General features: G+C 66.7%; 21 protein-coding genes. 7 read left to right on the forward strand and 14 right to left on the reverse strand.

Translation table 11 applies throughout. The features are described from left to right. Positions 1-4 precede the first annotated feature (4 nt). Complete coding sequence (locus D7006_RS07130; RefSeq protein ID WP_237356087.1) at positions 5-2,098, reverse strand: hydantoinase/oxoprolinase family protein; 2,094 nt, start codon at positions 2,096-2,098, stop codon at positions 5-7. Positions 2,099-2,260: 162 nt separating this feature from the next. On the opposite strand from D7006_RS07130, the gene D7006_RS07135 reads away from it, so the two are divergent. Genes D7006_RS07135 through D7006_RS07150 form a run of 4 tightly spaced genes read left to right on the forward strand, consistent with a single transcriptional unit; the run spans position 2,261 to position 5,862 of the window. Continuing rightward, a complete protein-coding gene (locus D7006_RS07135; protein WP_237356088.1) occupies positions 2,261-3,262 on the forward strand; it encodes an ABC transporter substrate-binding protein in 1,002 nt (333 codons plus the stop codon). Between the two features lie 17 nt (positions 3,263-3,279). Next, positions 3,280-4,077 (forward strand): ABC transporter ATP-binding protein, encoded by a 798-nt coding sequence (locus D7006_RS07140; protein ID WP_210257715.1) that lies wholly within the window; start codon positions 3,280-3,282, stop codon positions 4,075-4,077. Then, the gene (locus tag D7006_RS07145) at positions 4,074-4,895 is read left to right on the forward strand and encodes an ABC transporter permease (RefSeq protein WP_229643530.1); all 822 of its coding nucleotides are present in this window, start codon (positions 4,074-4,076) and stop codon (positions 4,893-4,895) included. The genes D7006_RS07140 and D7006_RS07145 overlap by 4 nt, the downstream gene beginning before the upstream one ends. Then, positions 4,876-5,862 (forward strand): DMT family transporter, encoded by a 987-nt coding sequence (locus D7006_RS07150; RefSeq protein WP_237356089.1) that lies wholly within the window; start codon positions 4,876-4,878, stop codon positions 5,860-5,862. Before D7006_RS07145 ends, D7006_RS07150 begins: the two co-directional genes overlap by 20 nt. 40 nt (positions 5,863-5,902) lie before the next feature. Here D7006_RS07150 and D7006_RS07155 read toward each other — a convergent pair whose 3' ends face one another. The 5 genes from D7006_RS07155 to D7006_RS07175 are packed head-to-tail and all read right to left on the reverse strand — an operon-like array spanning position 5,903 to position 11,016. Further along, positions 5,903-6,694 (reverse strand): ABC transporter ATP-binding protein, encoded by a 792-nt coding sequence (locus D7006_RS07155; protein ID WP_237356090.1) that lies wholly within the window; start codon positions 6,692-6,694, stop codon positions 5,903-5,905. A 17-nt stretch (positions 6,695-6,711) separates the two neighbouring features. After that, on the reverse strand, positions 6,712-7,518 hold the full coding sequence (locus D7006_RS07160; protein WP_237356091.1) for an ABC transporter permease: 807 nt from the start codon (positions 7,516-7,518) through the stop codon (positions 6,712-6,714). After that, on the reverse strand, positions 7,515-8,921 hold the full coding sequence (locus D7006_RS07165) for a dihydroorotase family protein (protein ID WP_237356092.1): 1,407 nt from the start codon (positions 8,919-8,921) through the stop codon (positions 7,515-7,517). Before D7006_RS07165 ends, D7006_RS07160 begins: the two co-directional genes overlap by 4 nt. A gap of 60 nt (positions 8,922-8,981) precedes the next feature. Further along, a complete protein-coding gene (locus tag D7006_RS07170; protein ID WP_237356093.1) occupies positions 8,982-10,010 on the reverse strand; it encodes a GTP-binding protein in 1,029 nt (342 codons plus the stop codon). A 28-nt stretch (positions 10,011-10,038) separates the two neighbouring features. Next, complete coding sequence (locus D7006_RS07175) at positions 10,039-11,016, reverse strand: ABC transporter substrate-binding protein (RefSeq protein WP_237356094.1); 978 nt, start codon at positions 11,014-11,016, stop codon at positions 10,039-10,041. Between the two features lie 179 nt (positions 11,017-11,195). On the opposite strand from D7006_RS07175, the gene D7006_RS07180 reads away from it, so the two are divergent. Together D7006_RS07180 and D7006_RS07185 are read left to right on the forward strand one after the other, a co-directional pair. After that, on the forward strand, positions 11,196-11,930 hold the full coding sequence (locus tag D7006_RS07180; RefSeq protein WP_237356095.1) for an IclR family transcriptional regulator: 735 nt from the start codon (positions 11,196-11,198) through the stop codon (positions 11,928-11,930). 171 nt (positions 11,931-12,101) lie between these two features. Next, on the forward strand, positions 12,102-12,761 hold the full coding sequence (locus D7006_RS07185) for a DUF1629 domain-containing protein (protein WP_237356096.1): 660 nt from the start codon (positions 12,102-12,104) through the stop codon (positions 12,759-12,761). A gap of 123 nt (positions 12,762-12,884) precedes the next feature. Here D7006_RS07185 and D7006_RS07190 read toward each other — a convergent pair whose 3' ends face one another. The 8 genes from D7006_RS07190 to D7006_RS07225 are packed head-to-tail and all read right to left on the reverse strand — an operon-like array spanning position 12,885 to position 20,680. After that, the gene (locus tag D7006_RS07190; protein ID WP_237356097.1) at positions 12,885-13,814 is read right to left on the reverse strand and encodes a dihydrodipicolinate synthase family protein; all 930 of its coding nucleotides are present in this window, start codon (positions 13,812-13,814) and stop codon (positions 12,885-12,887) included. Positions 13,815-13,825: 11 nt separating this feature from the next. Then, positions 13,826-14,611 (reverse strand): SDR family oxidoreductase, encoded by a 786-nt coding sequence (locus tag D7006_RS07195; protein ID WP_237356098.1) that lies wholly within the window; start codon positions 14,609-14,611, stop codon positions 13,826-13,828. Positions 14,612-14,659: 48 nt separating this feature from the next. Continuing rightward, on the reverse strand, positions 14,660-15,355 hold the full coding sequence (locus D7006_RS07200) for a GntR family transcriptional regulator (RefSeq protein WP_169122439.1): 696 nt from the start codon (positions 15,353-15,355) through the stop codon (positions 14,660-14,662). Further along, complete coding sequence (locus tag D7006_RS07205; protein WP_237356099.1) at positions 15,352-16,371, reverse strand: Gfo/Idh/MocA family protein; 1,020 nt, start codon at positions 16,369-16,371, stop codon at positions 15,352-15,354. The genes D7006_RS07200 and D7006_RS07205 overlap by 4 nt, the downstream gene beginning before the upstream one ends. Further along, positions 16,371-17,528: an ABC transporter ATP-binding protein gene (locus D7006_RS07210; RefSeq protein WP_237356100.1), complete on the reverse strand. Its 1,158-nt coding sequence runs from the start codon at positions 17,526-17,528 to the stop codon at positions 16,371-16,373. Before D7006_RS07210 ends, D7006_RS07205 begins: the two co-directional genes overlap by 1 nt. Positions 17,529-17,550: 22 nt before the next feature. Continuing rightward, complete coding sequence (locus D7006_RS07215; protein ID WP_237356101.1) at positions 17,551-18,411, reverse strand: carbohydrate ABC transporter permease; 861 nt, start codon at positions 18,409-18,411, stop codon at positions 17,551-17,553. Between the two features lies 1 nt (position 18,412). Beyond that, complete coding sequence (locus tag D7006_RS07220; protein WP_237356102.1) at positions 18,413-19,372, reverse strand: carbohydrate ABC transporter permease; 960 nt, start codon at positions 19,370-19,372, stop codon at positions 18,413-18,415. Between the two features lie 3 nt (positions 19,373-19,375). Then, complete coding sequence (locus D7006_RS07225; RefSeq protein WP_237356103.1) at positions 19,376-20,680, reverse strand: ABC transporter substrate-binding protein; 1,305 nt, start codon at positions 20,678-20,680, stop codon at positions 19,376-19,378. A gap of 203 nt (positions 20,681-20,883) precedes the next feature. Here D7006_RS07225 and D7006_RS07230 point away from each other — a divergent pair, with 203 nt between their 5' ends. Next, entirely contained in the window at positions 20,884-22,581 is a 1,698-nt protein-coding gene (locus D7006_RS07230; protein WP_237356104.1) for an IlvD/Edd family dehydratase, read from the forward strand. Positions 22,582-22,583 lie beyond the last annotated feature (2 nt).

Here is a 22,583-nt window from a genome sequence, read left to right on the forward strand (position 1 = left end):
CCCGTCAGGCGAGGGTGATCAGGAGATTGGCGTGGGCGTCCGCCTCGGCGGTGGCGCCGGGGGGCACCACCACGGTGCTGTCCGCCCCCTCGATGACGGCGGGGCCGACGATGCGCGCCGGACAGCGCGTGCGCTCATAGACCGGCGTCTCCATATGGCCTTGCTCCGCACCGTAATAGACGTGGCGGATGCTCGCGGGTTCGTTCGAGCCTTCCACCCGCGCATGGGCGGCGCGGAAGTCGATCTTGCCGGGCCTCAGGCCACGGCCGATCACCCGCAGGCTCACCACTTCGATGGTGTCGGAGGAGGAGTAGCTGTAGATGGCCTCATAGGCCGCCTTGAAGGCCGCGTGCAGCTGATCCCGGTCCGGGAGATAGGGCACGGAGAGGGACATTTCCTGGCCGCGGAAGCGCATGTCCACCTCGCGCGTCACGCTCATCAGGTGCTCGGCCACGTCCTCGCCGGCGAGGGCGGCGCGGGCATCGGCTTCCAGCGCGGCGAAGGCCGTCTCGGCCTCGACCGGCTGGAAATCGGCGAGCTTCACCGCGAACGGACGGATGAAATAGCGCTCCACGTCGCCCGCCAGCATGCCCATGGCGGTGAACACGCCCGGCGAGGCCGGCACCAGCACCCGCGGCATGGAGAGGAGGCGCGCGATGTCTGCCGCATGCACCGGACCCGAGCCGCCGATGGCCACCAGCGTGAAGTCACGCGGATCGACGCCGCGCTCCACCGTCACCGCCCGGATGGCGCGGGCCATGTTGGCGTTCACCACGTCGCGCACGCCGCAGGCGGCATCTTCGGGGGTGAGATTGAACGGGTCGGCGAGATCGCGGGCGATGGCGGCGCGCGCCGCATCCACGGAGAGCGCGCGGGAGCCGCCGGCGAGCTGCGCGGGCAGGTAGCCGAGCAGGAGATTGGCGTCCGTCACCGTCGGCCGCGAACCGCCGATGCCGTAGCAGGCGGGGCCGGGATCGGCGCCGGCCGAGACGGGACCGACACGCATCAGCCCGCCCTGGTCCACATAGGCGATGGAGCCGGCGCCGGAGCCGACCTCGGCCACGTCCACGGTCGGCACGCTCATCATGTATCCGCCGGCCTTGATGAAACGGCTGGGCGTGGAGATGCCGGCGCGGAACTCGTATTCGCTCACCCGCGTCAGCTCGCCATTCTGGACCAGTGATGCGGAGGCGGTGGTACCGCCCATGTCGAACACCACGAGGTCCTTGATGTCCAAGGCTTCGCCCAGGCGAGAGCCGCCGACGACGCCCGCCGCCCGGCCGGACGAGATGAAGAAGACGGGCTTTTCCCGCGCCGTGCCGGAAGAGGCGAGGGCGCCGTTGGAGTTGCACACCAGCAGCGGGGCATCGATGCCGGCATCGGTGAGGCCGCGCTCCAGGCGTGTGAGGTATGCCTCCAGAACGGGCCGGACGTAGGCGTTCACGACGGTGGTGCTGGTGCGCTCATATTCCTTGGCTTCGGGCAGCACGGAAATGGAGCTGGTGACCTGCACCTGCGGGAAGTGCTCGGCGATCAGATCGGCGGCGCGCTGCTCGTGCGCGGGGTTGCGGTAGCTGTTGAGAAAGCACACGGCAAAGGACGTAATGCCCGCCTCGACCAGTTCTTGCGCGGCCTTCAGGACGGCCGCCTCGTCCAGCGGGAGAAGGACGGTTCCATCGGCACGAATGCGCTCGGCCACTTCCTTGCGGTAGCGGCGCGCGACGAGCGGAACCGGCTTTTCCCACTGGAGATCGAACATGGACGGCGTGCGCAGCCGGCCGATCTCCAGAACGTCGCGGAAGCCCTTGGTGGTGATGAGCCCGGTGGGCGCGCCCACCTTCTGCAGAAGGGTGTTGGAGCCCACGGTGGTGCCGTGGACCACCTCCTTCACGGCGTCGGGCGTCAGCCGGGCATCGGCGATGATGGCCGCGACCCCTTCGAGGACCGCCTGCTCGGGCGCCGCGGGCGTGGAGGCGACCTTGCGATGGAACACTGCGCCGCGCCCGTCGGCAAGCACGAGGTCCGTAAAGGTGCCGCCGATATCGACGCCAATGCGGGCGCCCGTCGGAGCGTGCTCCAGGCCGGTGATTGTCCCCACGACATGTCTCCTGCGTTATTGGACTGAATGGTTAGTTCTGATCCATATTCGCGTCAAGAGACGAACTGCACAAACCATTTGCGGCGGATGATGCATAAATCTACTTGCGTGACATATTGGACCATATAGTCTCATCTCGATGCCGAAGAGGGGATCACAATAATGAAGATGACGTCCATCGCCGCCCGCCTCGTCCGGGCTGCCGCCGCCACCGCCCTGCTGGCCGGCCCGCTCGCTGCCGGTGCCGCCGCGGCAGAGGAGAAGATGACGATCCGTCTCGATTTCTCGCCCTGGGGCGTGCATGCCGGCATGCACCTCGCCAAGGAAAAGGGATGGTTCAAGGATGCCGGCCTCGATGTGGACATTCAGGACGGCCGCGGCTCCGGCAACACGCTTCAGCTGGTGAATGCGGGGCAGGTGGATGTGGGCCAGATCCAGGTCGGGCTTCTGCCGCAGGCCCGCGAGAACGGCTCCACCGCCAAGGCCTTCGCGGGCATCGACAAGCGCACGGACCTTGCCGTGCTCGTCGACCAGGAGTCTCCCGTCGCCAAGGTCGCCGATTTCAAGGGCAAGAGCCTCGTGGTCTTCGCCGCGAGCCCCTGGGCGCCCTTCATCGATTACTGGCTCAAGCAGGGCGGCCTTGATCGCACCACGGTCAACGTGATGTTCGTGGACCCCTCCGCCGTGTGGGGCACCTATACCGCCAAGCGCGCCGACGGCCTGATGTCCACCGAGCCCTCCGCCATTCCGGTGGCCGCCGCCAATCGCCCCTCCAAGGCCATCCTTGCCGAAGATGTGGGCATCACCTTCCCGAGCTACGGACTCGTCGCCACCGAGAAGACCATCGAAGGCCGCAAGGAGGCGCTGAAGAAGCTGGTCGAGGTGCAGCAGAAGGCCTGGACCTATATCCGCGACGGCCATGTGGACGAGGCGGCTGAAGCCATCATCAAGCAGCGTCCCAATGCCAAGCTGGACAAGAAGGTGCTGGCCGACCAGATCAAGCTCACCATCGACTTCTTCGATACGCCGAACACCAAGGGCAAGCCCATCGGCTACCAGTCGCCGGAAGACTGGGCCAAGGCGGCGAAGTCCGCGGTGGACGCCGGCGCCATCAAGCCGGGGACGGACCCCGCCACCTACTTCACCAACGAGTTCATTCAGTGAACGCTCACGTCGCCTCCATGACGGATGCCTCGACGATGGCCTATCTCTCGATATCTGGCGTCCGCAAGACGTACGGCTCGCCCCGCGGACCCGTCACCGCGCTGAAAGGCATCGACCTTGAGGTGAACGAGGGGGAGTTCGTCTCCATCCTCGGGCCCAGCGGCTGCGGGAAGTCCACTCTGCTCAAGTGCATCGCGGGGCTGGAGGATGCCAGCGCCGGAACGATCGCCGTGGACGGCCGCGCCCTCAAGGGGCCGCCCCAGAACATGGGCATCGTGTTCCAGCGCGACGTGTTGCTGGACTGGCGCACCATCCTCGACAACGTGCTCATCACCGCGGAGTTCGCCGGGCTGAAGGGCCCGGCGGTGCGGGAGCGCGCGCTGGCGCTTCTGGGGCGCTTCGGGCTCGGCGGGTTCGAGAGCCGCCATCCCTGGGAACTCTCAGGCGGCATGCGCCAGCGTGCCGCCATCTGCCGGGCGCTGCTTTGCGATCCCAAGCTGCTGCTCATGGACGAGCCGTTCGGCGCCCTCGACGCCATGACGCGCGACGACCTCAATCTCGAACTTGCGCGCATCTGGCAGGATACGCGCAAGACCGTGGTGTTCGTGACCCACGGCATCACCGAAGCCATTTTCCTCTCCGACCGGGTCGTCATGATGGACCGCAATCCGGGCCGGATCGTCGAGATCATCGACATCGACCTTCCCCGGCCCCGCCACCTCGCCGTGCGGGAGAGCGCCGAGTTCGGCCGGTATGTCGCCCATGTCCGCCACCTCTTCGCCAGCCTGGGCGTGCTGAAGGACGATGCCCCATGAGCGCCACCGAGAATCTCGACCCGCCCATGCCCGGACGCCTGCCCACATCGGTCGTCGAGGCCGGCATGGTCATAGGCCTGCTCGCCGTTGCCCTCGTTTTGTGGGAGGCGGCGGTCTACATCTTCAAGCCCGCGCCCATCATCCTGCCGGCGCCCAGCGCCATCTGGCAGGAATTCCTGCTCTCGCCGGGCTACTTCCTCCAGATGTCCGCCTTCACGCTCTACACCACCCTCGCGGGTTTCGGCCTCGCGGTGGTGCTGGGGCTGGCGCTGGCGGTGGGCATCGTCCATTCGAAGTTCATCGAGCGCACGGTCTATACGCTCCTCGTCGCGCTCAACAGCGTGCCGAAGGTGGCGCTGGCCCCGCTGTTCGTGATCTGGATGGGCACGGGTGTTGAGCCGAAGATCGCCATCGCGCTGATGCTCGCATTGTTCTCCGTCGTCATCGACGCCGTGCTGGGCCTGAGGTCCGTCGATCCGGACATGGTGAACCTCGCCCGGGCGAGCCGGGCCTCGTCCTTCGACATTCTCCGCAAGATCCGCTTTCCCAACGCCTTGCCCAGCATTTTCGCGGGCCTGAAGGTGGCGATCTCGTTCGCGCTGGTCGGGGCCATCGTCGGCGAGTTCGTGGCGGGGTCCGAGGGATTGGGCTTCGCCATCCTGACCGCGCAGGGGCAGTTCGACACGCCGCGGGTGTTCGTCTGCCTCATGCTGCTCGGCCTGCTGGGGACGGCGCTGTTCTTCGTGGTCGAAGCCTGCGAGCGCCTGCTCCTGCCCTGGCACGTGTCGCAACGCGGCGGTGGCGGCTCAGGTCACTGAGGTGGCGGCGCAGGGGAAAGCACCCCTTTCCGCCATCCTTGCCCTGCTGGCCACGGCCCTCCTGTGGGGCAGCAACCATGCGGCGGCGCGGGCGATCCATGACGCCCTGCCGTTGCCCTCGCTGGTCTTCTGGCGCTGGGCGATCGCGCTCGCGCTGCTGCTGCCGATCGCCTTGCCAGGGCTGTTGCGGGAGCGCAGCGCGATCCGCCGAAATGCAGGTCGCATCGCGCTCCTGGGCCTTGTGGGCGTCGGGCTCTTCTCCGTCTGCCTCTATGCCGGCGCCTATCTGAGCCCGGCGCTGGAAGTGGGCCTCCTGAACGCAACGACGCCCATCTGGGTGCTGCTGATCGCCACCTTCGTCGGGCGCGCGCGGCCCCGCTTCGCGCAGATCGCCGGCATCCTCATCGCCATGGTGGGGGTCACGCTCGTCCTGATGAAGGGCCTGCCAGCGGAGATCGAAGGCTTCCATTTCGGAGCGGGCAATCTCGCCTCCATCGCCGCCGCGGTGCTGTTCGCCGTGTACACATACAGCCTCGGGCAAAATCCCATCGGCATCTCGGCCTTGAGCCTGACTGCGCTGACGGCGCTTGCCGGCTTCGTGCTCGTCTTCTGCCCGGTGTACGTGGTCTTTCTCTGCCTCGGCGGGCAGGATCCCTTCACGAGCGGGCTGAAGGTGGAGCCCGTCACCCTGGCGGTGCTGTACATCGCGGCAGGCCCGACGCTCCTGGGCAGCCTGTTCTGGATCTACGGCGCGGCGCGGGTGGGCGCGGCGCGGGCCGGCCCGTTCCTTTATTTCTCGCCGCTGGCGACCATCGCGCTCTCCGCAACGTTGCTGGGCGAGACGATCATGCCGATCCAGATCGTGGGCGGCGCGGCCATTCTGGCGGGCCTCTGGATATCGACCCGGGCGGGAACGGGGCCTGTCCGGCCGGCGTCCGAAGCCCGGCAGGGCACGCCGAGCCCGTAGGCTCGGTTGCCTTTTTGCGGAGCCCCGACGGGGGCCGTTCTCAGGCGCGGTTATCGGCGACCGCGCTCCGCACCTCATGCTCAATGAGGTGCCAGATGCGATCCACCAGCGCACCGAACGCCTCGTGGCGCTTCACTTCCAGCGCGCGCGGGCGCGGCAGGGGGATCGGGATTTCCTCCCGCACCGAGCCGGGCCGGGCGGAGAAGACGATCACGCGGTCGGAGAGGAACACCGCCTCGTCGATCTGGTGCGTGATGAGCAGGACCGTGGTGCCGCTCTTCTGCCAGATGTTGAGCAGCTCCGTCTGCATGATCTCGCGCGTCTGCGCGTCGAGCGCGGCGAAGGGCTCGTCGAGCAGCAGGATCTTCGGATTCACCGCCAGCGCGCGGGCGACGTTCACGCGCTGGCGCATGCCGCCCGAGAGCTGGTGCGGATAGTGCTGCTCGAAGCCCTTCAGCCCCGCCATGTCGATGAAGCGCTGGGCGGTGGCGTGGGCGTCGCGCTTGGGCGTGCCGGCGATGGTGAGGCCGTAGGCGACATTGTCGATCACCGGCTTCCACGGCAGGAGCGCATCCTGCTGGAACACCATGGCCCGGTCCGCGCCCGGGCGCGTCACCGTGTGGCCGGACACCTTCACCACGCCGGAGGAGGCCGGCAGCAGGCCGTCGATGATGCGCAGCAGGGTCGACTTGCCCGAGCCGCTCGCCCCCACGATGGAGACGAACTCGCCTTCGCGGATGGAGAGGTTGATGTCGCGCAGCGCCTCCACGGAGGGCTTGCCCGCGCGCTCGAAGACCTTGTTGATGCCTGCGATGGAGAGAGCTTCGGCCATGACTTTCACCGTCCGGTTCATTCTTGCCGCCACGGCGCGAGCCGGCGTTCCAGCCACTCGAAGAAGATGCTGCCCATGAGGCCGAGCGCTCCCAGCATGATCACGTAGGCGAGCAGCGTCGCCGTGTCGAAGCTCTGCCCGGCGGCGAGGATGGCGAAGCCGAAACCGGCGAACGAGCCGAAGAATTCGGCGATGATGATGGCCACCAGCGCCCGCGCCCAGGCGACGCGGATGCCGGAGACGATGAACGGCACCGCGAAGGGCAGGGTCACCGTGGTGAACACCTGCCAGCGCGAGGCGTTGAAGGAGCGCGCCGCCTCGATGAGGATCTTGTCGGTGGCCTTGAGGCCCGTCTCCGTCGTCACCAGCACCGGGAAGATGGTGAAGATGGTGACGAGCACGAACTTCGACGCGAAGCCCAGACCGAGCCACGCGATGAAGAGCGGCGCCAGCGCCACCAGCGGCACGGAGTTCAGCGCCGTCAGCATCGGGCCGGCGGTGAGCGCCAGCAGGCGGCTCGACGCAAGCGCGAGGCCGATGGCGACGCCGATCAGCACCGCCACCGGGAAGGAGGCCGCCACCGCGCTCACGGTGGCGAGCGCATTGGTCCACAGCGCGCCGTTGCCGCTCTCCTTGGCGAGAGCGCGGAACACCTCCGCCGGCGGCACCAGCAGCAGCTTGTTGGTGACCACATAGGTGGCCAGCACCTGCCAGACCGCCAGCACGAAGGCGAGCGAAATGAGCATCCGCAGAATGCCTGCGGCGCGCGAGCGCCCTTCGAGGAAGTCGTAGACGCTGCGCCAGAAGGGGGCGGCTGCGGTCATTCCGCCGCGGCCTTGTGCGCGTGGCGGGCGGTGGAAACCGCCTGCTTGCCGTAGCCCTTCTCGCCGACCACCTTGCCGTCCACATAGATGGTGCGGCCGCGCAGGATGGTGCGCACGGGCTTGCCCTTGAAGCGGCGACCGGCATATGGGCTCCAGCCGACGAGGGAGAGCACGTCCTCGTCGCGCACCTCATATTCGGTGTCGAGGTCGACCAGCACGAGGTCGGCGTCGTAGCCGGGCTTGATCTCGCCCTTGCGGTCGAGGCGGAACAGGCGTGCCGGGCGGGTGGAGGTGGCCTCCACCACGCGCTCCAGCGGCAGCTTGCCCTCGGTGGCGGCGGTGAGGAACATGGAGAGGTAGAACTGGGTGGACGGCGTGCCGGTGTGCGCCTTCCAGCCGTCGGTCCAGCCGATCTCCTTTTCCTCGCGGGTATGCGGGGCGTGATCGGTGGCGATGATGTCGATGGTGCCGTCGCGCACGCCGTCCCACAGGCCGGGCACGTTCTTTTCCGGCACCCAGTAGGACAGGGCATAGGAGCCGAGGCGCTGGATCGCGGCCCACTCGCAGCCGAGGAACAGCGCCCAGGGATTGAGTTCGCACGTCACCTTCTGCCCGCGCGCCTTGGCCTCGCGGATCAGCTGCACCGAGCCGGCGGTCTGGGTGTGCAGGATGTGCAGGTGGCAGCCCGCCGCCTTCTGCAGGCGCAGCAGGGTGGCGATGGCGGTCTCCCAGATCACGCCGTCATGGGCGGCGTAGGCCTTGGCATAGGCCAGGGCGTCGCGCTCCCCGCGCGCCCAGAACTCCTGCTCGATCACGTCCATCAGCGCCTGGTCGTGGGGATGGATCATGAGCGGCACGTCGTGGGCCGCCGCCGCCTTCATGATCTCCAGGATCTTGCCGTGGTCGTGCACGCCGATGCCCGGCATGTGCGGATAGGAGCGGCCGGTATCCACCACCATGAAGAATTTGAAGGCGGCGATGCCCGTCGCGGCCATCCCCGGCACTTCCTCGAGGATGGTGGGGGCGGGATTGAAGTTCCAGTCCACAACCGCGTCGCGCTCATAGATGGCGAACTGCTTTTCCAGGAGATCCAGGGTGTTGGGCGGCGGGGTCACGTTGGGCATGGCGACCGAGGTGGTCACGCCGCCGGCGGCGCACTGGAGCGTCGAAGTGTAGATGGTGTCCTTGTATTCGAAGCCCGGCAGCGAGCCCTCGCGGTGGTGCGAGTGCATGTCGATGACGCCGGGCAGGATGGCGAGGCCCTTCGCGTCGATGATTTCGGCGGCGGCCGGCTCCAGCCCGGGCTCGAAGATGCCGGCGATGGCGCCGTCCTTGATGCCGATGGAGGCCTCGAAGCGGCCGTCCGCGGTCACGACGAGGCCGTTCTTGATGATGGTGTCCAAACTACTCTCCCGAGGACGAGGCCCGCACGGGCCAATTTGAAAAGGAAGGGCCCGAGGCGGTCAGGACGCCATGTCGAGCGGGACCGGGCGGCCGCGGATAACGTCCAGCACCTCAGTCACGTAGTCCTGCGACAGCCCGCGCGTGATGAAGACGATGCGCGAGCCCGCCATTCCCTCCGGCCAGGCGGACAATTCCACCGGCGGCGAAAACAGGCGCTGCACCGCCTGCACGACGACAGGCTTGCTGCGGCCGGCGATGGCGAGAATGCCCTTCACCCGCAGGAGGTCGTCGCCATGGGCGATGGCCAGCGCATCGAGCCAGGCCGAGACGTGCTCCCAGTGGAGCGGCTCCTCAAAGGCGAGGCAGAAGGAGCCGATATCCTCGCGATGCTTGACCGGATCTGCCGCCTCGAACGCCTCCGCCCGCAGCCACGCGCGCACTTCGCTCGGGCGGGTATTGGGATCGGCGGGGTCGATGCCGTCGAGCAGCGTGGGCTGGGCGAGGTGGGTGAGCGAGGACAAATGCAGGCGCGCGCCGGGCGAAAGGCCGGCGATGCGCGCTTCCAGCGGGGCCAAGTCGGCGCCCGCGAGGTCCGCCTTGGTCAGCACCACCTCGTCGGCGACGCCCACCTGCTTGCGCGCCTCCGCGTGGCGGTCGAGCGTGCCCATGCCCTGCACCGCATCCACCGCCGTCACCACGCGCCCGAGGCGATAGGTGCGCGCCACGGGGAAGGTGATGAGCGCCTGGATGACCGGGCCGGGGTCCGCCATGCCGGTGGTCTCGATGATGACCCGCGCGAACGCCTTCACCTCGCCCCGCGCGCGCTTTTCGGTGAGGTCGCGCAGCGTCTCCACGAGGTCGCCCTTGACCGTGCAGCACAGGCAGCCGGTGGACAGCTCGATGGTGTTGTCGGAACTCGCGGCGATCAGCGCGTGGTCGATGCCGATCTCGCCGAATTCGTTGACGATGACGGCGGCGTCGCTCAGCGCCGGGGCGCGCAGCCAGCCGTTGAGCAGCGTGGTCTTGCCCGATCCGAGGAAACCGGTGAGCAGCGTCACCGGCGTTCGCATGTCGCGAAGATGGGCCATGGCGGCGGCTCCTCTCGCTACGCTCAACTCACTTGCCGGCGATGTAGCTCGGGTCGTAGTAGCGCTTGAGGTCGAAGGGCTGGCTCTGGGGATCGCCACCCACCGCGGCGTCGATCTTGTAAAGGTTTTCAAGGCCCGCCGCCGGAACGGAGAGGTCGGCTGGAATGGCCTTCTGCTCCTTCACGATGAAGGCGTAGGAATCCTCGACCACGTCGCGCGGCGTCTTGGTGTAGGCGGCGAGCACGTCGATGGCCGCATCCTTGTTGGCGGGATTGTCGATGAAGGCAGCCGCCTCCTTCAGCGCCTGCGTCACCGCGATGGCGGCAGGGCGCGTGGCGGGCGCCTCACCCCAGGACTTGTTCAGCACCAGGGGGGTCTGGACATAAGGCTCGCGATAGACATCGAGCAGCACGGCGCCCTCGCGCCCGGCGAGGGTGTCGAAGGGGGCGATGAGCAGCGCGCCGGCGACCTGACCATTGCCCATGGCGATGATGCGGTCGCGGGAATTGGCGATGGAGACCATCTGCACCCCGGCCGGGTCCACACCCGCCTGCTTCAGCTGATACTTCAGGAGGTTGGCGGTACCGCCCTTCACCGCGCCGGCAGTGAGCGGCTTGCCGGCGAGGTCCTTGATGGACGCGGTGCCCTTGGCGCCGTAGAGGCGCAGGATGGTCTTGTCGAGCACCGCACCGGCGATGATCACCGGGGCGCCCTTGTCGATGGCGCGCACCGCGAGGTCGCCGAGGGCGATGCCCGCATCCGCGCTGCCGGACGCCACCGCCTGCAGCAGCGCCGGGCTGTCCGACGCACGCAGCTCGCGCACGGCGATGTTCCGCTTGTCGTAGAAGCCCTTGTCCATGGCGATGGCGTGCAGCCACAACAGCGCACTCGGGGCCAGAACGGCGAGCTTCACTTCGGTTTTCGGCGCCTGCGCATGAGCCCCGGCGAGCGGAACGCTGAGGGCCAGGGCGGCGGCAACGAGGCGGGGAAGGACGCGCTTCATCATCTCTCTCCGGGAAGGGGGACGCGTCTTGCCGCGCGTCATCTGCCGAAAGAGTGCTCGATCTTTGAAGGTGCTTCAAGCATAATTCGCAATAGATAGGAATTTTGCGAAATTCCTACTGAATGATATAAAGTATCATTCGTTGGGGGAGGGTGCGGTTGGCCAGCAGGATTCTTCAGGTCATGAGTTTGTTTCGCGGACGCCCGTGGCCGCTGACGGTGGAGGAGATCGCCCAGGAGACGGGCGTGTCCCAGAGTTCCGCCTATCGTGACGTGCAGGAGCTTTGCCGGGCCGGCTTCCTCGATCCCGTCATCGGCGCCGGCTATGTGCTCGGCCCCGCCTTCATCGAGTATGATCGGCTGTTGCGGCAGGGGGACACCCTGATCCCCATCGCCTCGCGGGTGATGCACGAGCTGCTCGACCAGACCACCCAGCGCGCGACGGCGATCCTCTGCCGGCGCTACCGCGACACGGTGATGTGCGTGCACCAGGAGCACGGCAGCGCGCCCCATCCCATCACCACCTACGAGCGGGGCGTCGCCATGCCGCTCTTCGCCGGCGCCTCCTCGAAGGTGGTGCTGGCCCATCTCGACGACCGCTCGCTGAAGCGCATCTATCTCGACAACGAGGACACCATCCGCGCCCGTCTCGGACACGGCGACTGGAAAGCCTTCAAGGCCGAGGTGCGCGCCATCCGCCGCGACGGTGTGGTCGAGACGGTCTCGGAGGTCGCCGAGGGGCGCGCGGGCATTGCGGCGCCAGTGCTCGTCAACAAGCAGGTCATCGCCGGGGTCAGCCTCGTGCTCGCGGCCGAGGATCTCGCCGGCGCGTCCCAGGCCATCCGCGCCGCCGTCGTCGATGCGGGACGGCGGATTTCGGAGGAGATCGCCGGCAGCGGCACGTGGGTGGCGCGGTGATTTTGGGTGCAGTAAGCTACCCTATCTTTAAGCGCGGCAGCAAATGATGGAGCAAAATCGGGGACGTATAAGGCGAGCAGGAAAAGGCCGAAGCCCATTGCTGCGGAATGCGAGCGAGCTTAAATGATCTAAATTGAAGAGGCCGGCGGTTGCATAGGATAGAGAAATAATATGGATCACGCCTATATGATCGATGATTTAATTGACATGAGGCGATATGTATACGGCAAATTCACCGGCGGATATAATAAGCATTATGAAGATGTTGAATTTGACGGAGTTGTTAGAAAATTTGATTTTCAAGCATGTTTAATGTTCCGAATTTGGGTGCCGGCGGGTCTCGAATCGTGTGGTCCTTCTCGTATTTTTATAAATAGCCGCTCAAAATCACCACCCGATTTCGGCTATGGGCCATGGGGCGAATTTCAACTTGTGTCGGAGTCGTTTGTCGACATCGTCGAGAGGCTCGATCCTGGGGTGCATCAGTTCATACGCATCCCAGAAACTTACATAAAGGGTGGGATAAGAATAAATAAGACATACTATATAATGAATGTCGTGAGAACGGTAGATGCATTAGATGTATTGAATTCAAACGTCAGGTTGGAAAAGCGGAGAGATTACAGCACTTCAGATATCGTTTACAAATCAAAATATCATATCAATCGTCCAGTAAAATTATCATTTTATCAAAATATTATCTGTAATATTAATATGTGGCGTGGTTCTAGCCAGGATATTGATAGATTATTTTTCTCTAAAAATCTTGTCAGTGAAGTTTTGTCGAGAAAATTGTCGTCACTTCCTTACATTGTGGTTGATTTGGTCTGATCACGTGTAGGTTCACCACTTGTGAGCGACGCAGAATCCGTCAAACATAATTGCCTTCTTTCCGATACCGCGGCGACTCGGTCTTTCGGAGCCGCCGCAGTCGAGGACGTCAGATGCGTGCGCTCAGACCAGCGCGCGGGGATCATGCCGGGCGAGGCGGGCCAGCAGATAGTCCACTTCCGCCCGCGCGGTGGCGGAGAGCGCCGAGCCGGGCTTGCGCTGCGCGTCGGAGGCGATGAAGCCGCGCTTCATCATCACATATTTGCGCACAGCGAGGCCGACGCCCTGCTGCTGCTCGTAGCGCATGAGCGGCAGGTGGGCATCGAACAGATCATGCGCCTTGTCCCGCTCGCCGGCCTTCTGCAGGCGCACCACGTCGCCCAGCATCTCGGGGAAGGCGTAGCCGGTCATGGCGCCGTCCGCCCCGCGCTCCATCTCGAAATCGAGGAACAGGCCGCCATTGCCGGTGAGGATGGAGATGGGGCGCATGGAGCCTTCCTTCTGGAAGGCGCGCAGCGCCGTGATCTTCTCCAGGCCCGGCCAGTCCTCGTGCTTCAGCATCACGCAGGAGGGGTTCTCCTCAACGATCTGGCGGATGACCTTCGGCGTCATCTGCACGGTGAGGGTGAGCGGATAGTCCTGGATGACGAAGGGGATGTCGGAGCCGATGGCCTCGATGGCCTGCCGATAGTAGCCGGTGATCTGGTCGTCGGTCCGCAGGGCCGGCGGCGGGGCGATCATGACGCCGGCCGCGCCCTTGTCCATGGCGGCGCGGGCCAGCCAGCGCATGGCCGCAAGGCCCGGCGCCGAGACGCCGACGATGACCGGCAGGCGGCCGAAGCCGGCGATGAAGCGCGCGGTGACGGCGAGGGATTCCTCCGGCTCCAGCTTGGGCGCCTCGCCCATGATGCCGAGCACCGTCACGCCGGTGGCGCCAGCCGCGAGATAGCGGGCGATCAGGGTGTCGAGGGAGCCCTCGTCGATCTTCCCGTCCGGCGTGAACGGGGTGGGGGCGATGGGGAACAGGCCGGAGGCGCTGGCGTCGAGAAGCATGATGAAACCGATCAGATGCTGGCGATGAGGCCGCCATCCACGCGGATGACCGAGCCGTTGACATAGGACGAGGGCGTGCCGGCGAGGAAGGCCACCACGTTGGCATATTCCTGCGGGTCGCCGTAGCGGCCGACGGGGATGGTGGCCGTGCTTTCCGCCGCCACCTCTTCCACGGTGCGGTTCTCGCGCTCGGCCTTCTTGGCATCGAGGAACTTGATGCGGTCGGTCGCGATGCGGCCGGGCAGCACGATGTTGGCGGTGATGCCGTCGCGCGCCACCTCGCGGGAGAGCGTCTTGGACCAGCCCACCAGCGACAGGCGCAGCGCATTGGAGATGGCGAGGTTGGGGATGGGCGCCACCACGCCGGAGGAGGTGGAGGTGATGATGCGGCCCCACTTGCGCGCCCGCATGCCGGGCAGCACCCGGTCGGCGATGGCGATCACCGAGAGCACCATGTCGTTGAAGCTCTTGGCCCACAGGGCCGGGTCCTGCCCGGCGGCCGGGGTGGGGGGCGGGCCGCCGGTATTGTTGACCAGCACGTCCACCGGGCCGAGCTTCGCCTCGATCTCGGCGATGCGCGCATCAATGCCGGCGAGGTCGGAGAGGTCGAACTTGAGCGCCATCGCTTCGCCGCCCACGGCCGCGATGCGCTCTGCTACCGCACCTGCGGCGGCCAGATCGATGTCGCCCAGGGCGACCTTCGCGCCTTCCGCCGCCAGCGTCGCCGCGATGGCGCTGCCGAGCCCGCCGCCCGCGCCGAGCACGAGGGCCGTCTTGCCTTTCAGTCCGAGATCCATGGTCCATCCTTCGTCATGTCGGCGCGCGGCAAATCCGTCCGCGGGCATTCAGTCGGCGATCGCCAGTCGACCCGAAGCCGCCGTGCCGGCGGTGCGCGCAAGGTAGTCGGCCTTGCTGTACTGCATGTGATCGACGCAGAGCTGCGCCAGCGCCCAGCTGTCCGTGCCCTGGAGCAGCTCGATCATGATGTCGTGCTGCCGGCGGGAGAGCTGGAGCCCGGCGTGATCGGCGAGATTCTTGGCGCGCATGGGCAGGGTATAGCCCATGTAGTCCTGCAGCGTGCGCACCAGATAGGGGTTTCCGCAGCCGGAGAACAGCGTGAGGTGGAACAGGTCGTTGGTCTCGTGGATGCCGCGCAGGTTGCCGGCATCGGCATGGCGGCAATAGTCGGCCTGGATCTCCTTGAGGTGGGCGATCAGCTCCGGAGGTGCGGGCAGGGGGATCATCAACGCCGCCTGCCGGGTGAGCATCTCGCGCACCGCGTAGATCTGCTGCACCTCCTGCGCCGAATAGGAGCAGACGGTGGCCCCCACATTCTTCTCGCGCCGCACGACGCCGGTGCGCTCCAGCTGCACCAGCGCCTGGCGGATGTAGTGCCGCGAGGCGCCGTAGCGCGCCATCAGCGTGTCTTCCACCAGCCGGGAGCCGGGGGCGAAGCGGCCGAAGATGATGTCATCCTCCAGCCGGCGCTGCACCTCGGCCTGCTCGTCGGCCCGCGATGCGGGAAGGGACGCTTCGCTCATGCGGCGCTCCTGTTCGCCGTCTCGAATCCGGAAAGCCTGTAGCAGTCTTCCACCAGCCGCAAGGTCTCCAGATTGTCCTCGGGCGAGGTCTCGAAGGGAGCCCCGCTCGCGAGGCAGGCGACGAAATGGGCGATCGTCGCGGCATAGGAGCCGAGATAGGTCGCCTCGGGATCATAGTCCAGCCGTTCCGGCTCAGGTCCGGCGAGCGAGAGGGCGGTGCCGTCGAGCCGCAGGGTGCCGGCCTCGCCGAGGATGGTCAGCCGGTCCGCCTGCTGCGCGGGCACGCCATAGGCGGCGAAGCTCGCGAAGATGGAGACGCCGGCGCCATCAGCGGTGGAGAGCTGGATGACAGCGCCGTCCTCGCCCGCCATGGCGTTGCAGGTGCGGCTGAGGGCGGCCGCCTCCACCTTCAGCGGGCCGAGCAGCATGCGCAGGGTGTCGAGGTGATGGATCAGCACTTCCGCCACCAGCATGCGGCGTTCCTCGCGCATGAAGGGCTGGCGCTCCAGCGCCTGGAAACGTCCCTCCGCATCCGGCACGGTACCGGACGTGACGAGGGAGAGGTGGGCGGCGCGCACCGCGCCGATGCGGCCGGCCCGCAGCCATTCGGCGGCCTGCCGGTAATAGGCACGGAAACGCCAGTTCTCATGCACCATCAGGCGCACCTGCCCGCCGATATCCGCCACCAGTTGCTCGGCCTCCGGGAGCGTGGGGGCGAGGGGCTTCTGGCACAGGATGGGCAGGCCGTGGCGCGCCGCGAGGCGGGCGAGCTCGGCATGGACGGCACGGGGCGCGGCGATGTCCACCGCATCGAGGCCGCCGGCCTCCAGCATCGCCTCGGCGCTGGTGAAGACGGCGGGGATGTTGAAGGCGCCCGCCCGCTCGGCGGCGCGCTCGGCGGACGGATCGGCGATGGCCACGACCTTCGCGGCGTCGCCCAGCGCGGCCCAGCCCCTCAGGTGATGCTGGGTGACCCAGCCGGCGCCGATCAGCCCGACGCGGAGCGGCGCGGCCATCAGTGCGTCCTCCGCTGCACGGCGGCGCGAACGGCGGCGGCTCCGGTCTCCAGCGGGGCGATGGCGTCGCCCGTCTCGACGTCGAACAGATAGGCGGCGTCGGCCCGGAAGAAGAGTTCCACCTCCTGGTCCGGCGCGGCGGTGACGTGGCGCGGGAGGCGGGCGGTGATCTCGCCGCCCCCGGGCAGTTCCAGCAGGAGCAGCGTCTCGGCGCCCAGCGGCTCCACCGCGATGGTGCGCCCCGTGACGCGCCCGCCCGGCGCGCCGTCGAGGGCGGCGGGATCGATCGCCATGTCCTCGGCCCGCACTCCGAGCGTCACCTTGCGGCCGTCCCGCGCCTGGAGCACGCCGTCGCTCCAGCGGGCGAGCGGCGCATCCAGCGCCGGGCTCGACGCGCGGCGGGTGGCGGCGGTGAGCGTCGCGTCCATCAGGTTCATGGGCGGCGAGCCGAGGAAGCGGGCGACGAAGGTGTTGGCCGGCTGCCAGTAGACGTCGAGCGGCGCGCCGATCTGCGCCACCTTGCCGGCGTTCATCACGCAGATGCGAGTGCCCATGGTCATCGCCTCTACCTGGTCGTGGGTGACGTAGATCATGGTGGAGCCGAGGCGGTGGTGCTGCTTGATGATCTCGCTGCGGGTGTTGACGCGCAACGCCGCGTCGAGGTTCGAGAGCGGCTCGTCGAACAGGAACACCTGCGGTTCGCGCACCATGGCGCGGCCCAGCGCCACGCGCTGGCGCTGGCCGCCGGAGAGGGCGCTGGGCTTGCGCGCCAGCAGCGGCGCGAGGCCGAGGATGGCCGCCACCTCCTTCACCCGCCGCTCGATCTCGCCCCCCGGAATGGACCGGCGGCGCAGGCCGAAGGCGAGATTGTCGGCGACGCTCATGTGCGGATAGAGCGCGTAGGACTGGAACACCATGGCGATGTCCCGGTCCTTCGCCGGCACGTCGTTCACCACCCGCCCGTCGATGGAGAGCGTGCCGCCGGAGATGCTCTCCAACCCCGCGATCATGCGCAGCGTCGTGGACTTGCCGCAGCCGGAAGGGCCGAGCAGCACCATGAACTCGCCGTCGTCGATGGTGAGGTCCACGTCCTCCACCACGACGGGGCCGCCGCCTCCGTAGCGCTTCACGATCTTGTCGAGTTTCACCACCGCCATGGCAGCCTCACTGGATTCAGCCTCACTTGATCGCGCCGGCGGTCATGCCGCGGATCAGCTTTTCGGAGAAGAAGACGTAGACGACGATGACCGGGATGACCGAGATCATGACGCCGGTGGCGATCATGCCGATGTCCTGGAAATGGTCGCCCATGAAGGCGCGGATGCCGATGGGCAGGGTGCGCTTGTCGGGATCGGTGATGAGCACCACCGCGAACAGGAACTCGTTCCACAGCTGGATGAAGTTGAGGATCAAGGTGGTGGCGATGGCCGGCATGCCCACCGGCAGCACGATGCGCCAGAAAATCTCCAGGTCGCCGTACCCGTCCATCTTGGCCGCGTCGAACAGATCCTGCGGGATGCGCGCGAAGAAGCCTTCCAAGAGATACACGGTCAACGGCAGCTGGAGCGAGATATAGACCAGCGCCAGCCCGAACAGGCTGTTGTAGAGATTATAGTCCACCAGGATCTGGTAGAGCGAGATCAGGGTAATCTGCGGCGGGAAGATGATGGACGAGAACAGGATGCCGTAGATCAGCCGGTTGCCGCGGAAGCGATAGCGCGCGAGCGCATGGGCCGCCGCGGCGCCGATGAAGGTGAGCACCGCCACCGCGCCCACCACCACCATGGTGGAGTTCCAGAAATAGGTGGCGAAATCGGAATCCACCCAGGCGGTGCGGAACTGGTCGAGATGCATCGGGCTCGGCCAGGCATAGGGATCGGCGCTGATCTCCGCCGTGGTGCGCACCGACATGGTGGCGAGCCACAGGAACGGCCCGAGCTGGTAGATGGTGTAGACGCCCAGCACGAGCGCGAGGATGCCCCGCGAGAACAGGCGCGGCAGCGGCGCGCGGCCGGAGGCGGCGGCGAGGAATGCGGCCATCTCAATACTCCAGCCGCTCGCGTGAGCCGAGCACGCGGTTGAGGATGATGACCGCGGCGCACACCACCAGGAACCACACGGTGGCGATGGCGGAGGGATAGCCGAGGTCGAAGGTGTTCCAGTTGAAGGCGCGCTTGTAGACGTAGGTGGAGACCGTCTCCGTCGCCCACAAAGGCCCGCCCTGGGTCATGATCCAGACGAGGTCGAACACTTTCATCTTGCCGATAAAGGACAGGATGTAGAGCGACAGCAGCGTCGGCCGCAGCATGGGGACGATGATGTAGCGCAGCTTGGCGCCCCATCCGCAATTGTCGAGGTCGGAGGCTTCCAGCACTTCCTTGGGCAAAGAGTGGATGGCCGCGAGGCACACCACCATGTTAAATCCGGCCCACTTCCACGCATGGGTGACGATGACGGCGGCGAGCGCGAGATTGGGATCGCCCAGCCAGGAGGAAGCGAGGTCGCCGAGGCCCACCGCCCGCAGCATCACGTTCAGCACGCCCCAATCGTAATTGTAGATCCACATCCACAGGATCGCGACGACCACATAGGAGAGCAGCACCGGTGTGAACCAGGCGACGCGGAGGAAGCGCGCGAACGGCACGCCGGCATAGAGCGCGAGCGCCAGCAGGAGGCCGGTGGCGACATCGATGACGGGGGCGACGAAGGACCAGATGAAGGTGTTGCGGACGGCGACCCAGAAGGTCTCGTCCCCCATCAGGTCGCGATAGTTCGCGAGCCCGACGAAGGTGGCGTCCATCCCCTCGATGGTGAAGAAGCTATCATAGATGGTGCGGAACGCCGGATAGGCGGTGAGCCCGCAATAGACCAGCAAAGCCGGCCCGAGAAAGATGGCGAGGACCAGCCGCGTAGCGCGCCTGGGATCGGCGAGGGTGGCCCGCGAGGAGGCTTTCGCCTCCCCGCTCTTGGCCGTGGTTCGAAGGGAAATGGCGTCGGGCATCGCTCACTTCTTCAGGCAGGCGGCGTCCATCTTCTCCGCCGCATCCGCAACGCTGATGAGGCCGGCGGGGAAGGCGTTGTTCATGACCTGGATGTAGGTCTCGGCGCACTTGGCGCGGTAGTAGAGCAGGGGCGTGCCGAAGAAATAGGTCACGTCCTTGTTGCGGGCGTTCAGCTCGTCGAAATAGGCCTTGTGGGGGCTGACGATCTTTGCCGGATCGGACTTGAGCCCGCTCTGCAGCGACACTTCGCTGATCCACTTGGTGCCATTCTCGGCATTGGCCATGGATTTGAGCAGCGCGCCGGCGCAATCCTTGTTCTTGCCCTTGGAATACATGACGAAGCTGCCCGCCACCGCCAGCGTCTTGCAGTTCGGGCAGGCGCCCTTGTCCATGGCCGGGAACTTCATGATGCCGAGCGGGAAGTTCGCCGGCATGCCGCCCTTCTCCGGCGCGGCGAAGGCGCGGCCGGTGAACCAGCTGGGATCGGGGAAGGTGAGGGCGCCCGGAGAATTGTAGAAGTAGAAATGGGACTCGCCGAGCTTCAATGTGGAGAAGCTCTTGGGATAGGCGCCGGCATCCACCAGCTCCTTCACGAAGGTCATCACCTCCTGCACGCGCGGGTCCTTGAATGACAGCTCGCCGTTGAGGAGCTTCATGTAGTCATCCGGCCCGAGCTTGCGCAGCAGGGATTCGAACAGCAGCTGCCCGCCCGGGAAAGGCCGGTCGCCCACGCCCTGCGACACCGGCGTGATGCCGGCGGCGACGCCCTTCTTCACCAGGTCGGTGAACTGCGCCTGCGTGAGCTGGAAGGAGGCCGGCACGTCCACGCCCACCTTCTTCACCAGATCCTTGTTGTAATAGAGCTCGACCGTATAGGCCTCCACCGGCACGCCATAGACCTTGCCCTTGGAGGTCCAGGCCGGCTTGGCCCAGTCTTCGAGACCGTTGAGGTCGATGTAGCCGTCGAGGGGCTCCAGGAAGCCGCCGGCGAGGAATTCCGGCTGGTCCGGCTCCATGTAGAAGATGTCCGGGGCCTGCCCGGTGCGCACGGCAGACTTCGCCTGGGTATAGATGTCGGCCTTGGGAATGAAGCTCAGCTTCACCGTGCACTGCTTGTTGGCGGCCTCGAACTCCTTCACCCGCGCCGTCACCCACTCCTTCTTGGCGGGCTCGTCGGGCCAGTTGCTCCACATGGTGATTTCGGTCTGTGCGAAGGCGTGGCCTCCGCCCATCGCTGCCGTCATGGCGATCGCCGCGCACAGGCCGCGGCCCCACGACGTTTTTCCAGCGCCTCGAATGCTCGTCATCCACGTTCCTCCCGCTAAGTCCCGTTATGCCCCGGGTTTGCGGGGAGACTGGGCGGCGGTCGGATGATTGTCAATAATGATTCCGAAGATCGGCGCATTTTTCATCTCATTGCGCTTATAGAGGCGTATATTATTGACAATCAAACCCAGCAGGGAAATTGTCCGCTTTCAGGTCGGCGATGATCGGCACGAGGAAGGCGAGGATGGCGCGGGGACTGCGAAAAGGATTGACGAGCTACGGCGACGACGGGTTCGCGCTGTTCCTGCGCAAGGCCTTCATCAAGGCCATGGGCTATTCGGACGATGCGCTGGACCGGCCCATCGTCGGCATCACCAACACCTACAGCGATTACAACCCCTGCCACGGCAACGCGCCCCAGCTCATCGAGGCGGTGAAGCGCGGGGTGATGCTGGCCGGGGCCATGCCCATGGTGTTTCCCACCATCTCCATCCACGAGAGCTTCGCCCATCCCACCTCCATGTTCCTGCGCAACCTCATGGCCATGGACACGGAGGAGATGATCCGCGCCCAGCCCATGGACGCGGTGGTGGTGATCGGCGGCTGCGACAAGACCTTGCCCGCACAGATCATGGCAGCGGCGAGCGTGGACCTGCCCACCGTAGTGGTCCCTGTCGGCCCTATGGTGGTGGGCCATCATCGCGGCGAGGTGCTGGGCGCCTGCACTGATTGTCGGCGCCTGTGGAGCGCGCACCGCGCGGGCGAGATCGACGAGGCCGAGATCGACATCGTGAACGGCCGCCTCGCGCCGTCGGTGGGCACCTGCATGGTCATGGGCACGGCCTCCACCATGGCCTGCATCACCGAGACGCTGGGCCTCTCCTTGCCCATGAGCGCGTCCATCCCCGCGCCCCATGCCGAGCGCGTGCGGCTGGCCGAGCAGAGCGGCAAAGTCGCCGCACGGCTCGCGGTGGAGGGCGGCCCGAAGCCGAGCGAACTGCTCACGCCCGCGGCCTTCCACAACGCGCTGGTGGTGATGCAGGCCATCGGCGGCTCCACCAACGGCATCATCCACCTCACCGCCATCGCCAACCGCGCCGGCGTGCGGCTGGAGCTGGAGACGCTGGACGCCATCGGCCGCGACGTGCCGGTGCTGGTGGATCTCAAGCCCTCCGGCGCGCACTACATGGAGCACTTCCACCATGCCGGGGGCGTGCCCAAGCTCCTGAAGCAGCTCGGTGATCTCATCGATCTCGACGCGCCGACGGTGCACGGCGGCACCCTGCGCGAGATGGTCGAGGCCGCCGAGGAGGTGCCCGGACAGGACGTCATCCGGCCCCGCTCCAACCCCATCAAGGCGCAGGGCTCCATGGTGGTGCTGCGCGGCAATCTCGCGCCCGGCGGCGCCGTGCTCAAGCAGGCGGCGGCGAGCGAGCGGCTGCTCCAGCACACAGGCCGCGCATTGGTGTTCGATTCGGTGGCCGACATGGCCGCGCGCATCGACGATCCCGACCTCGACGTCACCGCCGACGACGTGCTGGTGCTGCGCAATACCGGCCCCAAGGGCGCGCCGGGCATGCCGGAGGCGGGCTATCTGCCCATCCCGAAGAAGCTCGGGCGGCAGGGCGTGAAGGACATGGTGCGCATTTCAGACGCCCGCATGAGCGGCACGGCCTTCGGCACCATCGTGCTGCACATCACGCCGGAATCGGCGGTGGGCGGACCGCTGGCGCTGGTTGAGAGTGGGGACATGATCCGCCTGGACGTGGAAGGCCGGCGCATCGACCTTCTGGTGGCGGAAGACGAACTCGCCCGCCGCCGCGACGCTCTCGCGGACGTGCCGGAGAGGCCGCTGCCGGAGCGCGGCTATGCCCGGCTGTTCCAGCAGACCGTGCTGCAGGCGGACGAGGGTTGCGACTTCGACTTCATGGTCCCGCGCTGAGG

The organism is Xanthobacter sp. YC-JY1 (assembly GCF_021730305.1).
GTDB lineage: Bacteria > Pseudomonadota > Alphaproteobacteria > Rhizobiales > Xanthobacteraceae > Xanthobacter > Xanthobacter flavus.

What these genes read in the sequence shown, in the direction of transcription:
- D7006_RS07155 (WP_237356090.1), bottom strand. Translation starts at nt 6,694, where the DNA reads ATGGCCGAAGCTCTCTCCATCGCAGGCATCAACAAGGTCTTCGAGCGC.
- D7006_RS07140 (WP_210257715.1), top strand. Translation starts at nt 3,280, where the DNA reads ATGACGGATGCCTCGACGATGGCCTATCTCTCGATATCTGGCGTCCGC.
- D7006_RS07230 (WP_237356104.1), top strand. Translation starts at nt 20,884, where the DNA reads ATGGCGCGGGGACTGCGAAAAGGATTGACGAGCTACGGCGACGACGGG.
- D7006_RS07200 (WP_169122439.1), bottom strand. Translation starts at nt 15,355, where the DNA reads ATGAGCGAAGCGTCCCTTCCCGCATCGCGGGCCGACGAGCAGGCCGAG.
- D7006_RS07195 (WP_237356098.1), bottom strand. Translation starts at nt 14,611, where the DNA reads ATGGATCTCGGACTGAAAGGCAAGACGGCCCTCGTGCTCGGCGCGGGC.
- D7006_RS07220 (WP_237356102.1), bottom strand. Translation starts at nt 19,372, where the DNA reads ATGCCCGACGCCATTTCCCTTCGAACCACGGCCAAGAGCGGGGAGGCG.
- D7006_RS07135 (WP_237356088.1), top strand. Translation starts at nt 2,261, where the DNA reads ATGAAGATGACGTCCATCGCCGCCCGCCTCGTCCGGGCTGCCGCCGCC.
- D7006_RS07205 (WP_237356099.1), bottom strand. Translation starts at nt 16,371, where the DNA reads ATGGCCGCGCCGCTCCGCGTCGGGCTGATCGGCGCCGGCTGGGTCACC.
- D7006_RS07170 (WP_237356093.1), bottom strand. Translation starts at nt 10,010, where the DNA reads ATGGCCCATCTTCGCGACATGCGAACGCCGGTGACGCTGCTCACCGGT.
- D7006_RS07190 (WP_237356097.1), bottom strand. Translation starts at nt 13,814, where the DNA reads ATGCTTCTCGACGCCAGCGCCTCCGGCCTGTTCCCCATCGCCCCCACC.
- D7006_RS07160 (WP_237356091.1), bottom strand. Translation starts at nt 7,518, where the DNA reads ATGACCGCAGCCGCCCCCTTCTGGCGCAGCGTCTACGACTTCCTCGAA.
- D7006_RS07180 (WP_237356095.1), top strand. Translation starts at nt 11,196, where the DNA reads ATGAGTTTGTTTCGCGGACGCCCGTGGCCGCTGACGGTGGAGGAGATC.
- D7006_RS07175 (WP_237356094.1), bottom strand. Translation starts at nt 11,016, where the DNA reads ATGATGAAGCGCGTCCTTCCCCGCCTCGTTGCCGCCGCCCTGGCCCTC.
- D7006_RS07185 (WP_237356096.1), top strand. Translation starts at nt 12,102, where the DNA reads ATGGATCACGCCTATATGATCGATGATTTAATTGACATGAGGCGATAT.
- D7006_RS07145 (WP_229643530.1), top strand. Translation starts at nt 4,074, where the DNA reads ATGAGCGCCACCGAGAATCTCGACCCGCCCATGCCCGGACGCCTGCCC.
- D7006_RS07210 (WP_237356100.1), bottom strand. Translation starts at nt 17,528, where the DNA reads ATGGCGGTGGTGAAACTCGACAAGATCGTGAAGCGCTACGGAGGCGGC.
- D7006_RS07215 (WP_237356101.1), bottom strand. Translation starts at nt 18,411, where the DNA reads ATGGCCGCATTCCTCGCCGCCGCCTCCGGCCGCGCGCCGCTGCCGCGC.
- D7006_RS07225 (WP_237356103.1), bottom strand. Translation starts at nt 20,680, where the DNA reads ATGACGAGCATTCGAGGCGCTGGAAAAACGTCGTGGGGCCGCGGCCTG.